At 66.4% G+C, this 13,079-nt stretch carries 13 protein-coding genes; 7 read left to right on the top strand and 6 right to left on the bottom strand.

Translation table 11 applies throughout. The features are described from left to right. Positions 1 to 88: 88 nt before the first annotated feature. Complete coding sequence (locus KAJ83_RS07800) at positions 89 to 1,228, bottom strand: DUF2336 domain-containing protein (protein WP_210681487.1); 1,140 nt, start codon at positions 1,226 to 1,228, stop codon at positions 89 to 91. Positions 1,229 to 1,527: 299 nt separating this feature from the next. On the opposite strand from KAJ83_RS07800, the gene KAJ83_RS07795 reads away from it, so the two are divergent. Then, a complete protein-coding gene (locus KAJ83_RS07795) occupies positions 1,528 to 2,262 on the top strand; it encodes a ZIP family metal transporter (RefSeq protein WP_210681486.1) in 735 nt (244 codons plus the stop codon). A 51-nt stretch (positions 2,263 to 2,313) separates the two neighbouring features. Here KAJ83_RS07795 and dprA read toward each other — a convergent pair whose 3' ends face one another. Both dprA and plsY read right to left on the bottom strand, forming a co-directional pair. Further along, complete coding sequence (gene dprA, locus KAJ83_RS07790; RefSeq protein WP_210681485.1) at positions 2,314 to 3,447, bottom strand: DNA-processing protein DprA; 1,134 nt, start codon at positions 3,445 to 3,447, stop codon at positions 2,314 to 2,316. A gap of 70 nt (positions 3,448 to 3,517) precedes the next feature. Next, positions 3,518 to 4,147, bottom strand: a complete 630-nt coding sequence (gene plsY, locus KAJ83_RS07785; RefSeq protein ID WP_210681484.1) for a glycerol-3-phosphate 1-O-acyltransferase PlsY — start codon at positions 4,145 to 4,147, stop codon at positions 3,518 to 3,520. Positions 4,148 to 4,484: 337 nt separating this feature from the next. Here plsY and KAJ83_RS07780 point away from each other — a divergent pair, with 337 nt between their 5' ends. The 4 genes from KAJ83_RS07780 (at position 4,485) to KAJ83_RS07765 (ending at position 8,105) form a co-directional block, all read left to right on the top strand. After that, entirely contained in the window at positions 4,485 to 5,528 is a 1,044-nt protein-coding gene (locus KAJ83_RS07780) for a TRAP transporter substrate-binding protein (protein WP_246484319.1), read from the top strand. Positions 5,529 to 5,534: 6 nt separating this feature from the next. Further along, complete coding sequence (locus KAJ83_RS07775; protein WP_210681483.1) at positions 5,535 to 6,104, top strand: TRAP transporter small permease; 570 nt, start codon at positions 5,535 to 5,537, stop codon at positions 6,102 to 6,104. After that, entirely contained in the window at positions 6,101 to 7,411 is a 1,311-nt protein-coding gene (locus tag KAJ83_RS07770) for a TRAP transporter large permease (RefSeq protein WP_210681482.1), read from the top strand. The genes KAJ83_RS07775 and KAJ83_RS07770 overlap by 4 nt, the downstream gene beginning before the upstream one ends. 154 nt (positions 7,412 to 7,565) lie before the next feature. After that, entirely contained in the window at positions 7,566 to 8,105 is a 540-nt protein-coding gene (locus tag KAJ83_RS07765) for a hypothetical protein (RefSeq protein ID WP_210681481.1), read from the top strand. A gap of 12 nt (positions 8,106 to 8,117) precedes the next feature. Here the strand turns inward: KAJ83_RS07765 and KAJ83_RS07760 are convergent, their stop codons facing one another. Continuing rightward, a complete protein-coding gene (locus tag KAJ83_RS07760; protein ID WP_210681480.1) occupies positions 8,118 to 9,428 on the bottom strand; it encodes a dihydroorotase in 1,311 nt (436 codons plus the stop codon). Next, positions 9,425 to 10,399 carry an aspartate carbamoyltransferase catalytic subunit gene (locus KAJ83_RS07755; RefSeq protein ID WP_210681479.1) on the bottom strand — a complete coding sequence of 325 codons (975 nt, stop codon included), beginning with the start codon at positions 10,397 to 10,399 and terminating at the stop codon, positions 9,425 to 9,427. The genes KAJ83_RS07760 and KAJ83_RS07755 overlap by 4 nt, the downstream gene beginning before the upstream one ends. Before the next feature lie 292 nt (positions 10,400 to 10,691). Between KAJ83_RS07755 and KAJ83_RS07750 the strand changes: the two genes are divergently transcribed. Further along, positions 10,692 to 10,898, top strand: a complete 207-nt coding sequence (locus tag KAJ83_RS07750; protein WP_210681478.1) for a hypothetical protein — start codon at positions 10,692 to 10,694, stop codon at positions 10,896 to 10,898. A 59-nt stretch (positions 10,899 to 10,957) separates the two neighbouring features. Here KAJ83_RS07750 and KAJ83_RS07745 read toward each other — a convergent pair whose 3' ends face one another. Continuing rightward, positions 10,958 to 11,899, bottom strand: coding sequence for an AEC family transporter (locus KAJ83_RS07745; protein WP_210681477.1), 942 nt, complete (start codon positions 11,897 to 11,899; stop codon positions 10,958 to 10,960). A 158-nt stretch (positions 11,900 to 12,057) separates the two neighbouring features. Here KAJ83_RS07745 and KAJ83_RS07740 point away from each other — a divergent pair, with 158 nt between their 5' ends. Continuing rightward, positions 12,058 to 13,059 carry a zinc transporter ZntB gene (locus tag KAJ83_RS07740; protein WP_210681476.1) on the top strand — a complete coding sequence of 334 codons (1,002 nt, stop codon included), beginning with the start codon at positions 12,058 to 12,060 and terminating at the stop codon, positions 13,057 to 13,059. Positions 13,060 to 13,079 lie beyond the last annotated feature (20 nt).

Raw genomic sequence — 13,079 nt, 5'->3', positions numbered from 1 at the left:
AGATACAAGGAGTGGGAGAATTGGCACCGCATCGGACCCGCGTCAACTGACGCCGGATAAAACATTGATTCTATTTGCAGGAATCGGATCAGATCGACTTGGCTGACCGAAGGTCGGCGGCGGTTCGGCCATGGGGGGCGTCCGGCGGGGCCTGCCGCCATTGTCGCAGCACGGTGGCCGCGCCGACCGGATCGATGCGTTCGAAATAGTCGCAGGCCCGCCGCAGACCGCCGCCGGTCGCGAAATCCGTCCAATCCGGCTCGGCCCGGAAGTGCTTCAACACCAGGACGAATCCCTCGATATCCATGCCGAGAGCCCTGCAGGCGATCGCCGTGGTCTCGGGGCTGTCCGGTCTGAAGGCCTGGGCCGTCGTGCCGAGCGGCAGATGGGCGCGGCGCGCGGTCGCGGCCAGGAATGCCTCGGCTCCCTCCTGCTGTAGAAGGTGCAGGAGATGTCCGGCGCGTCGCTGAAGCCGTGCGCCATCGCCCTTGGCCTCGTCCTCGGTCCAGGGCGCTTCATGGACGCGTTTGTCGCTCTCGTTGTCCAGGGCGTGCCAGACCGCTTGGTCCATGACCTCCTGGAGGGTGGCGCTGTCGATCTCGAAATGGCGCGAGATGTGATGGCGCAGCGCCTCGCCGACCCAGCGATACATCCGACGGGCGAGATCCTCCGGCAGGTCGGGGCGCCGGACGATCAGGTCCCGGTAATCCTCCTGCTCGATGGATCGTTCCACCAGGATCGCCATGCTCTCATGATCGATCCGCGCGGTTTCGTTGCGCAGCAGGGTGCGGTCGACCTCCGCCTCGTCCAGCGCGACGAGACTTGTGCTGACAGGCTCGCCGATATTCGGCCGGCCGGCGATCGCGATCGCGTGACCCTGGGTCTGGCGCCCGACCAGAGCGACCAGATCGTCGTCGGTCAATTGGCGGCTGCGCACGATGATGGGATAGGCGACATGGACCGCGTCATTGATCAGGAAGGCCAGGAGGTCGCGCGGAACATCGTCGCGTTCCGCCAGGATATCCGCGACGTGGCGGCGAATCTGGACCTCCACCCGGTCGATGAGCTGGCGCAGAATCTGATAGGTAAGATCGAGTTCCTTGTCCGTCAGGTCGGCCTGTTGGTCCAGGCACATCTTCGCGATCGACGCGGCGAGACCGCCCTTGCCGTCAATGACCCGCTGATGCGCCAGCCGCAGCAATTTTTCATAGGAAACCTGACGTCCCATCGGCTTCAACTCGTCTCGTTCGTTATCGCATCCAAGGGGGTTCGGCATATCCTGGGATGAGGTGGGGGGATCGTGGTTCGACCGGGGCGCCGGGAAACACACATCCTCCATGCCCGCATTTCTAACCGCTCCTGTGTTTCCGCGCTGTGACCTTCGTCACAAAGTCCTAGGATTTTTGAGTTTTCTGTTCGCCGCCTTTATTCCGCTTGCCGGAAATCCTCGAAATCTGCTCGTGTGGGAGCTGGATATGCGGCGTGTCGGGGCGGCGCGCGGCGGGGACGGGCCGAAACGGAGAAGTAATGGAAACGTTCGGCGAGGAATTCGGTCATGCGATGCTCCTGGCGGCGATGGCGGGGGGTGCCATTCCGGCCGGCGCGGGCTTGGCGCTGATCGAACGATTCCTGCCCGGTTGGCTGGAGATGGAAACTAGGCACGCCGTAATCGCCTTCGGCGGCGGGATTCTGTTGGCGGCGGTTGCCTTCGTGCTGGTGCCTCATGGTCAGGCGGTCCTGTCGATGTGGATGGTGGCGCTGTCGATCGCGGCGGGTGGTCTGCTCTTCATGGTGATCGACCGGGCCTTGCAGCGCAGCGGTGCCTCGGTCGCGCAAACGCTTGCCATGCTGCTCGATTTCGTGCCGGAGGCGATCGCGCTGGGCGCCTTGCTGGCGACGGGGGCGCCGACGGTCCTGTTGCTGGCGGTCATCATCGGCCTGCAGAACCTGCCGGAAGGATTCAACGCCTATCGCGAACTCTCGGCCTCCAGGCGCACGCCGAGCGGCGCGCGCGCCTTCGCGATCCTGACCGGCTGCGCCTTCCTGGGACCGTTGGCGGCGGCCTTCGGCTTCATCGTCCTGGGGGACCGGGAGGGGGTGGTCGCCACCATCATGCTGGTCGCGTCGGGTGGCATCCTTTATCTGACCTTTCAGGACATCGCCCCGCAGGCGCGGCTCGACCGGGCGTGGGCGCCACCTTTCGGCGCCGTCGCGGGGTTCCTGGCGGGGCTCGTCGGACAGATGACCCTGGGGGGCGGCTAAAAGGGGGGAGAGGCTAAAAGGGCGGTGGCCGAAGCGATGGGCGGGACAGTGTCATTCCCCCTCCATCAAGGCCGCGACGCGGTTTCCGGGAAGCCGCTCCACCGTTCCGGCCAGATCCATCTCCAGCAACACCGTGACAACGATCGGCACCGGCAGCCCAAGATGCCGGACCAGATCGTCGACCCCAATCGGTGTCGGGCTAAGCGCCTGGGTGATGGCGGCGCGCGCGGGGGCGAGGTCGCTTTCCTCCGGCGCGGCCACGATACCGTCCGAGAAGGGATCGCCCGGCTCCTCCACGGCATATGTCCCGGGCAGATCGCGCAAGAGGGTGATGATCTCCTCCGGGCTTTCGACCAGCGCCGCGCCCTTGCGGATCAGGTCGTTCGGACCGCGCGCGCGGGGATCGAGCGGCGAGCCGGGCAGGGCGAAGACCTCCCGCCCATGCTCTCCCGCGAGGCGGGCCGTGATCAGCGAACCCGAGCGTTGCCGCGCCTCCACCACCAGAATACCGAGGGAGAGGCCGGAAATGATCCGGTTGCGCCGGGGAAAATGACGGGCTTGGCCGATCAAGCCCATCGGCATCTCGCTCACCAGCGCGCCACGCTCGCGGATATCGTGGTAAAGGCCGGTATTCTCGCGCGGATAGATGATATCGACACCGCCCGCGAGGACGGCGACCGTCCCCCCTTCCAGCGCGCCCGCATGGGCGGCGGCGTCGATACCTTTCGCCATGCCGGAGACCACGGCATATCCGGCGGCCGCGAGGTCGCGGCCGAACCGCTCCGCCAGCCGCCGTCCATTGAGGGAGCATTCGCGCGCCCCGACGATGCCGATGGCGGGCCGGGTCAGCAGATGCGGATGGCCGAGACCGGAGAGCAGCGGCGGCGCATCCTCCACCATCGAGAGCAGCGGTGGGAATCCGGCCTCCCCGCGATGAACCATCCAGCCGCCGGCGGCGTCCAGCGCCTCCAACTCACGTTCCGCCTCGGCCGCCGGGCAGACCGTCAGCTTGCGCCGCCGGCCACCGCGCTTGGCGAGCGCCGGCAGCGCCTCCAACGCCACGGTCCCGGTCCGGAATCGGGCAAGCAATTGGCGAAAGGCGACGGGGCCGACATTCTCGCTGCGATAGAGACGCAGGCGCGCGACACGCTCGCTCTCCGAAAGGTGCTCTGGGGTAGTATCCATGCACGATAGGTCATCGCGCGTTGTGGAAAAGGTCAACCGAAAAGGGTGGCCTCGGGTGTTCGCTCGCGGGTCAGCCGCTCTTCTTCCCGCCGATCCGGCTTTCCTCGCCCTTCAGGAGCCGGGCGATGTTCTGGTGATGGCGCGCCCAGGCGAGGACGGCCAGCAACCCGGCCGCGGCGGCGACCACCTGCTGATCGAGCAGGAGCGCATAGACCGGCGCGGCGGCGAGCGAGACCAGCGCCGCCAGCGAGGAATAGCGAAAGAGCGCGGCCACCACGAGCCATGTGGCGCAGGCCCCCAACCCGACCGGCCAAGCGATCGCGGTAAGCGTGCCCAGGGTCGTGGCCACGCCCTTGCCCCCCTTGTAGCCCAGCCAGACCGGGAAGTTATGGCCCAGAACCGCGGCGACGCCGGCCAGGACCGCCGCGTCGTGCGCGGGTATGAGCAGCGCGCCCACCGACAGCACCGCGACAGCGCCCTTTCCGGCGTCGAGAATCAGGACCGCCGCCGCCAAGCCCTTGCGTCCGGTGCGCAGGACATTGGTCGCGCCGATATTGCCGGAGCCGATCGCGCGGATATCGCCAAGCCCCGCGATGCGGGTGAGCACCAGCCCGAACGGAATCGAGCCCAGCAGATATCCCCAGACGAGCGCGATGGTGAGCACGGCGGTCGTGTCATATGAGAGCGCGGGGGTGTCCATTTCAGATTAAGTGCCTTCTTCTCGCGGCATCGCTCGCGGTATTGGCGCGGGCCCTCGCAACGGCCCGGCACCATAGGTCACCGGATTTGGCCGGTGCCGTCCACGTAAAAATCGGGGGTAAAAATCGGGGGTAAAAATTGGGAGGTAAAATTTCCGGCCAGGAATTGGGTGCGGATATCGGATGCTCTGAGACGGGGGCGAGGGGGCGAGATCGTTTCGATTGAAACCTCTTCACCCGGCGGCCCGGCTCTGTGATACTGCGCGCCAAGAACCGCGAGGGCGGGGATGGCTCCGTCCTCCGATAGTCAAGAATACCCCAAGACGGGAGGAATCTCCGATGGCTTCCAAGATCACCCGGCGCGGCATGCTGGCCGGCACCACCGCCGCGCTTGCCTTCGCCTCGACCGCGCGGCCGTTGCGCGCCCAGGAACCGATCACGCTCAAGATCAGCCACTACCTGCCGCCGCGTCACGGGTTCCAGACGGATTTCCTCATGCCCTGGGGCGAGGAACTGACGGCCCGGACCGACGGCAAGGTGAAGGTCGAGATCCATGATGCGACCTCCGGCTTCGGCAATATCATGCGCCAAGCCGATCAGGTGCGCGCCGGGGTGATCGATATCGCGCTCGGCCTGAACGGGATTCCGCGCGGACGCTTCCCCGCGAGTTCGATCATCGAACTGCCCTTCATGGTGGAGAAGGCCGGGCCCGGCTCCAAGACGCTCTACACCCTCTACAAGGAAGGCATGCTGGGCGGGGAATATGACGATTTTCACGTCCTGGCGCTCTTCACCCATCATGGTGGGTTGATCCATACCGCCGACAAGCCGGTCCGTGCCTTGACGGACCTTGAGGGGCTGCGCCTGCGCACGCCGGGGCCGGCGGTCTCGGCGATGCTGGAATCGGTCGGGGCCTCGCCGGTCGGCATGCCGCCGGCCCAGATCTACGAGAATCTGCAGAAGGGCGTCATCAACGGCGTCGTCACGACCTGGGACCTCGTGGGCGCGATCAAGCTGAACGAGTTGCTGTCCTATCACACCGATGCGCGCGCCTATGTCGCGGGCTTCCATGTGCTGATGAACAAGGCGCGGTATGACGGTCTGCCCGCGGATGTCCGCGCGGCGGTGGACGAGCTGTCGGGCGATAATCTGGTCGCGAAGTTCGGCCCCTGGTGGGACAAGTGGGAGGCGCGCGGCCGTCAGGACGCGATCGATCGCGGCAACGAGATCATCGAGATCGACGATGCCGAGCGCGCGGACTGGAAGAAGCAGTTGGCGCCGATGATCGACACCTATCTCGACGGTCTGAAGGGCGAGGGCGTGGAAAATCCCGTCGCCATCCATGACCGCGCGCGAGAACTGGTCGAAAAATTCAGCGCCTGATCCTCCGTGCCTTGTTCACCCGATCATGATCCCGGAGATCGACGCGATGCCGGGGCGGTCCGGTTCGCGCGGCGCCTCGCCTCGGCGGTCGAGGCGCTGACGCGGCTTGGCGCCTATGTCGGGATCGGGGCGCTCGCCGTCGCCATCCTGATCGTCGTGGTCGATGTGGTCTGGCGGCGGATCGGCGGTCAGGCATTGATCGGCGCGGTCGATCTGACGCAGCTCTGCGTCATGGCGGCGGCGTTCCTGTCGATTCCCTATGCGTTCGTCCGGCGCAGCCATGTGGTGGTTGATCTGTTGGCGGGGCGGCTCTCCGCCGACGGGCGGCGGCTGCTCGACCTGCTGGGCGCGGTGCTGTCGACGGCGTTGCTCGGCCTTATCCTCTATCTCGGCTGGGGCCGGGCGATGGAGCAATTGCGCTATGGCGACGTGTCCCAGGATCTTGCCATTCCGATGATCTGGTATTGGGGCTTCCTGCTTACCGGGGCGGGGCTTTCCGTGTTGGCGGCTTTCGCCTTCTTCCTGCGACGGTTGGTGGGGGCGGACGACCCACCCGTGAGGGAGGGCGCGGCATGAGCGATCCGGTGCTCGGCGCCCTCGGATTCGCGGCGGTCCTGATGCTGGCCGCGCTGCGCGTGCCCATCGCGGTGGCGATGGGGGCGGTGGGCGCGGTTGGGGCGGTCTGGCTGATGGGCTGGCCGTCGGCCTCCTATGTCATGGCCAGCCTGCCGTTCGAGGCGGTTTTCCCCTACGGCCTGTCGGTCGTGCCGCTGTTCATCTTCATGGGGGTGTTCGCGGCGCATTCGGGCTTGTCGGCCAATCTCTATAGCGGGGTGCATGCCTTTCTCGGTCATTTGCGCGGCGGGCTGGCCATGGCGACCGTCGGGGCCTGTGGCGTGTTCGGCGCGATCTGCGGGTCCTCGCTGGCCACCTGCGCCACGATGGGGCGGGTCGCGTTGCCGGAGATGCGGGCGCGGCGCTATGCGCCCTCGTTGGCCGGAGCGTCCGTCGCGGCGGGCGGGACGCTGGGCGTGTTGATCCCGCCTTCCATCCTGTTGGTGGTCTTCGCGCTGCTGACGGAGCAATCGATCGGCGCCCTCTTCGCCGCGGCGATGATACCGGGCGCGCTCGCCATGCTGCTCTATATCGCGGCGATCGCGGTCCAGGTGCGCCGCCGGCCGGAGGCGGGGCCGGCCGCGGAACGGGCGGGCGGGCGCGAGCGCTGGCGCGCCTTCAAGCGGATGTGGGATGCCTTCCTGCTGATCCTGCTGGTGATCGGCGGGATCTATGCCGGGCTGTTCTCCCCGACCGAGGCGGCGGCGATCGGCGCGGGGGGCGCGATCCTTTTCACCGCGTTGCGCGGACGGCTCACGCTCGCCGCGCTAAAGGCCGGGGTGGAGGAGACGGCGGAACTGACCGGCATGATCTTCCTGATCCTGATCGGCGCGGCGCTCTTTAACTTCTTCATCGAGGCATCCGGCCTGACCCGGTCGCTGGTCGACGCGATCAGCGCGGCTGACCTGCCGGCCTGGGCCGTGCTGATCGCGGTGTTGCTGTTCTATCTCGTGCTCGGCTGCTTCATGGACAGCCTGTCGATGATCCTGCTGACGGTGACACCCGCCTTCGGGATCGCCACCGGATTCGGCTTCGATCCGATCTGGTTCGGCATCCTGGTCGTCTCGGTGGCGGAAATCGGGCTGATTACCCCGCCGATCGGCATGAATCTCTTCGTCATCCAGGGGGTGAGCCGCGATCTGAGCTTGGGAACGCTGGCGCGCGGCATCCTGCCTTTCATCCTGGCCGACGGGATGCGTATCGCGCTTCTGGTCCTGATTCCGGGGCTGTCGCTGTGGCTGCCACGTCTGTTCCGGCTCATGCCGTGAAGGCGCGGCGGCGCGGTTCGGGTTTCCCCCTGGCCGGTGTGCATGAACCTTGAAATTAACCAATTCTCAAGATATCGGCGGGTATCGTTTCGATGCTGTTCACATCGATGCGGGGCTGGACTGGCGATGCCCCGGCGATCCAGGGACTTGGGCGGTGAATACGATCCTATCCGACACGCAGCCGATGCCGCCTCTAGAGCGGATGCGGCGGTTATACGATTTTTGGCGCGGTCTGCCGGATGACCGGCCCCGGTCCGCTGTCGATCTGAATGCGCTCGACGCGGAAATCCGGACGCATGTCGGTATCGGAAAGTATCTCGGGGAGTGCGCGGACCTTCGCTATGATGTGATTGGGCCCGTCCTGCACCGTTTGGCGCCGCGTCTGGTTCCGGGCTCCTTGTCGAGCGATGTGCTGAAAATCCGACGGACGGATTTCGATATGGCGCACAATCTGTTGTGTGCCGTGGGGCGCGCGGGAAAGCCACGCGTCTATCGAATTTACTACCGAACGGTCGAATCGATTCAGGTTCGGTGCTTCTCGATGATGTTGCCCTTGGGGACGTCCGGCGACGGTGGCCCGGCGACGGATCTGTTATTCGGGATCTGGGAGATCGAGACCCCGGGTCGTTCCGTGATCGACCGCTTCGACGATCTGACGGATATGTTTCTCGCACGATGCAGGGAACATGCCTGAGACCGCCATGCTCTAGCGCCGTGCAGGCGCCACGTAGAGTGGGCGCCCGTCGACCACGGTGCGCACGACGCGCCCCTGAACCGGCCGGTCGCCGAAGGCGGTATTCTTCGATTTCGACACCATGGCCTCCTCGCTGATCGTCCAGGGCTTGTCCGGATCGAACAGCACGAGATCGGCCGCCGCGCCGCGCCGCAGACGCCCGCCGGGAATGCCGAAGCGCGCGGCCGGTCTATCGGTCAGGCGCGACAGTGCCTCCAGCAACGACACATGACCGTTGTGATAGAGTTCCAGCGTCATCGGCAACAATGTTTGCAACCCGATCACTCCGAAGGCCGCCTGCTCATAGGGTAGGCGCTTCGAATCCTGATCGTGCGGGCTGTGGTCGCTGGCGATGATGTCGACCGTGCCGTCGGCGATCGCCTCGACCAGCGCCTGCCGGTCCGCTTCCGATCGGAGCGGCGGCATCACCTTGGCGAAGCTGCGATAGTCGCCAACCGCGTTCTCGTTGAGGGCGAAATAATGCGGCGCCGTATCGCAAGTGACGTCCAGGCCCTGGGCCTTGGCCCGGCGGATCGCCTCCAGCGCCGCCGGGGCGGTGACATGGGCGAAATGCAGCCGTCCACCGCCGTTGGATTCCAGCAGGCGCAGATCGCGCTCCACCTGGATCGTCTCCGCCACCGTCGGCACGCCGGAGAGGCCGAGGCGCGTGGCCAGTTCCCCCTGATTCATCACGCCGCCGCGACTCAGGCTCGGCTCCAGCGGGTGTTGGACGATCAAGGCGTCGAAGGTGCGCGCATAGGACAGCGCGCGCTTCATGATCTTGGCGTCCGCCAGCGCGCGCTCCCCGTCGGTGAAGGCGAGGGCACCGGCCTCCCGAAGCAGGCCGATCTCGGTGATCTCCTCGCCCGCCAGCCCCTTGGTAAGGGCGCCGTAGCTGAAAATCTTGCTGCGCTTCAATTCGCGCGAGCGCCGGGCGATGAACTCCAGAACCGAGACATCGTCCACGGGCGGGGTGGTGTTCGGCAGGCAGACCATGGAACTGACGCCGCCGGCTGCGGCCGCGTTCGTGCCGGTCTCGATCGTCTCCTTATGCTCCTCGCCCGGCTCGCGAAGCTGCACGCGGATATCGATCAACCCGGGGGCGAGGCACAGGCCTTTGCAGTCGATCACCTCGTTCACCGAGGGGGCGCCGGTGCGGAACAGATGGGCGCCGAAATCGGCGATCCGGCCGTCCTCGACCAGCAGCGCGCCGGTCTCGTCCAGCCCGCTCGCCGGGTCGAGAAGGCGCGCATTCAGATAGGCGGTGCGGCCTTCCTGGTTCATTCCCCGCCCCCCTCGGTCGCGCCGGCCTCGCGCAGCGGGCGCGTCAGCACGTCGAGCACCGCCATGCGCACCGCGACCCCCATCTCCACCTGATCGCGGATCAGCGATCGGTCGATGTCGTCGGCCAGTTCGCTGTCGATCTCCACGCCCCGGTTCATCGGACCCGGATGCATGATGAGGGCATCCGGCTTGGCGCAGGCGAGCTTCTCGCGGTCGAGGCCGAAGAAGCGGAAATACTCCCGGACGGAAGGGACGAAGGAGCCCTGCATCCGCTCCAACTGGAGGCGCAGCATCATCACGATATCCACGTCGCGCAGGCCCGCGCGCATGTCGGTGAAGACCTCCACCCCCATGCGGTCGATCGCGCTGGGCAGCAGGGTGGGCGGCGCGATCACGCGCACCCGCGCGCCCATGATCTGCAACAGATGGATGTTGGAACGCGCGACGCGGCTGTGCGCGATGTCGCCGCAGATCGCCACGGTCAGATTATCGAGATGGCCGATCCGGCGGCGGATCGTCAACGCGTCGAGCAAGGCTTGCGTCGGATGCTCGTGCCGGCCGTCGCCGGCATTGATGACGGCGCCCGCCACCTTCTCCGCCAGCAGTTGCACCGCGCCGGAATCGCTGTGCCGTACGACCAGCGCGTCCGGGTGCATCGCGTTCAGGGTCATCGCGGTGTCGATCAGCGTCTCGCCCTTTTTAATCGAGCTGGTCGAGATCGCCATGTTGATGACGTCGGCGTCGAGGCGCTTCGCCGCCGCCTCGAAGGAGGTACGCGTGCGTGTCGAGTTCTCGAAGAACAGATTGATGACGGTCAGCCCCTTCAGCAGCGTCGATTTCTTATCGACGCGGCGCGACTGCTCGACATAGGAATCGGCCAAATCCAGGATATGGATGATTTCCGGGGGCGAAAGGCCGTCAATGCCAAGAAGATGGCGGTGGGGAAAGGCTATGCCCGGTGCGATCGACATCGCGCGGCACTATACCGATGGCCGCGCGCGCGGCAATAGATTTCACCGGCATCGGGCTACTCACGTTCCGTCGGGAAGCTTCCGTGTAACTACCGATCGGTGCAAGTACCGAGGCCAAAGACCCGATCCTAGACCGTAATGTTAACGAAACGGAAAGATTCGTAAAATTAGCCTGATTCGACGTTAATCAATCATTATGTGTGGGCAGGGCATGATGAGACGGGACTCCGAGCGGATATTCATCCGCGATCGGCTACGCCGACGGCGGCGCCGCGTGCGCAGGGCATGGATCTTGGGCTTCGCGGCCCTCGCCTGTACGGATTGGTGGGATACGGCCCAACTCTGGGCGGTCGAGATTGGCGGCGCCGTTAACTATGTATTCGCGCAATTGTCGCTCTATACGATCGACCTGGACGGGTTGATCTGGCCGCTGGCTATCGTCCTGGTGGGCGGTCTCGCGGGGTGGCCGTTTCTGACCGGGCGCGACCGCTCGGAATGATCGAGTCCATCCCTTAACCGGCGACGCCGATTCCGTGGGGGAACGGGCAACGGCGCGCGCTAGCGCACCAGCAGGATCACGACGGGGAGCAGGATCGCCGCCAGAAACGTCTGCGCGGTGATCAGGCCCGCGATCAACGGTCCGTCGCCGCCCATCTGTCGGGCCATGTGATAGCCGCTCGGGCTGCAGGGCAGGGCGGCGAAGATCAGCGCCACCAGCAATGCATCGCCGGAGAGACCGAGGCTCGCGGCGATGCCGTATGCCGCGAGCGGTTGGACGACGAGCTTCGCGATGATGCCCGTCACCATCGCCCGGCCGATCGATCGCAGGGCGCGTAACTGCAAGCCCGCGCCGACCGTCAGCAAGGCGAGCGGCAGCGCGCCGCTGGAGAGGATTTCCGTCAAGCCGTCCACGACCGGCGGAATGCCGATACCGGCGATATTGACCCCGAGGCCGAGCACGATCGCCAGGATTAGTTGATGCGTGACCACGCCGCGCAGGACATCGAGCCAGAGCTTCGGCCCGCGCGGGCGTGCCTCCTTGCCCTTCGCGCCGCCATGCAGGCCGAGCAGGACCACGATCGAGAAGGCATTGACCGCCGGCACCATGATCGCCGCGCACAAGGCTGCCAATGCTTGCCCGTGCGGCCCGCCGAGCGCCGAGGCGGCCGCGAACCCGATATAGACATTCATTCGGATCGCCGCCTGGAATACGCTGCCGAGCGATGGGTCGGACAGGCGCAGCCAGGGTTTGAGCGCGAGCACAACGATCCCGGCCACCGCGATCCCGCCCACCAGGGTGATGACGAGCGGTCCCGGTTCCAACGCGTCGAGAGGGGCGAGCGCCGCCTTCCGAAACAGCAGGCAGGGGAACAGCCCCCAATAGACGAGCTTCTCCGCGCCCGCCCAGAAATCGGCGGGAAGCAGCCCGTTGCGGCGGATCAGATTGCCCCCGGCGATGAGCAGGAAGACCGGAGCGAGGGCGAGGAGAATCTCAATCATGCGGGCGAGAATCGACCGCCCGGGGGCGGTTTGGCAAGCCCGGCCGGCGGGAGCCGTCCTTCGACCGGGCCGCGGGCCAAGAGCCTTGAAGGATCGGCCGTGAAGCCATCAGATTGTCGGGGAGAGGCACGCCAGGACGGGTAAGCGGGACGGATCGGATGCGCGAACAGGTCGTTGAAGAAGGGTGGTTGCTTTTCGCGCTCGCGCTCGACGGCGCGGGCGGGGCGGAGGTTTTGGACGAGGCCGCGCTGCGCCGCCTGTGGCGGGAACCGGACGACCGTCCGCTTTGGGTCCATCTGCGCCGCGACATGCCGGAGGCGCAAGCTTGGCTGCGTGATGAATCCGGCTTCGATGAATTGCTGTGCGACCGGCTTCTGGCGGAGGAGACGCGACCGGGCGCGGAGCCGGTGGAGGACTGGCTCTCCGCCAATCTGCGCGGCGTCAATCTGAACCCGGGCGCGGAGCCGGAGGACATGGTCTCCCTCAGACTTTGTTGCGGGCCGAGACGGTTGGTGACGCTGCGTCTCAAGACCTTGCGCGCCGTGCAGGATGTCCGCACGCGCCTGGAGGCCGGGCGGGGGCCGCGCACCACGATCGAGATTCTTCATGCCGTCGCCGACCGATTGGCGGAACGCATGCATGGTGTCGTCATGAATCTGGAGGAGGAGGTCGACGGCCTCGAGGTTGATCTGGAGGAGGACAGCCCCACCCATCTGGCGGTGCGGCGGCATCAGCTCTCCGACGTGCGCCGCCGCGCCGCGCAACTCCGCCGCTTCATCGCGCCGCAGCGCGAAGCCCTGGCGCTTGCCGCGGAAAGCGACCTCGATTGGTTGAAGGAAGGCATGCGCCGGCGGCTGCGTGACGTGCGGGAGCGCACGGGCCGTGTGCTCGACGACCTCGACGGCGTGCGCGAGCGCGCGTCCGTCGGGTTCGACGAGGCGGTCGCGCTTCAGGGCGAGCGGATGAACCGCACCATGTACACGCTCGCCATCGTGGCGGGAGTGTTCCTGCCACTCGGTTTCATCACCGGCCTGCTGGGCATCAATGTCGGCGGCATGCCGGGTGTCGAGAATGGCGACGCCTTCTGGATCGTCTGCGCGTTGCTGGCGGGCCTCGGCCTCGGTGTCTGGGCCTATTTCAAGCGGCGGGGGTGGATGTAGGACGTACGCCCGCGTGCTTG

The organism is Marivibrio halodurans (assembly GCF_017963645.1).
Lineage (GTDB): Bacteria > Pseudomonadota > Alphaproteobacteria > UBA8366 > Aestuariispiraceae > Marivibrio > Marivibrio halodurans.
Note: the sequence above shows the minus strand (reverse complement) of the source record. Positions and strands in the feature narration are given on the sequence as shown.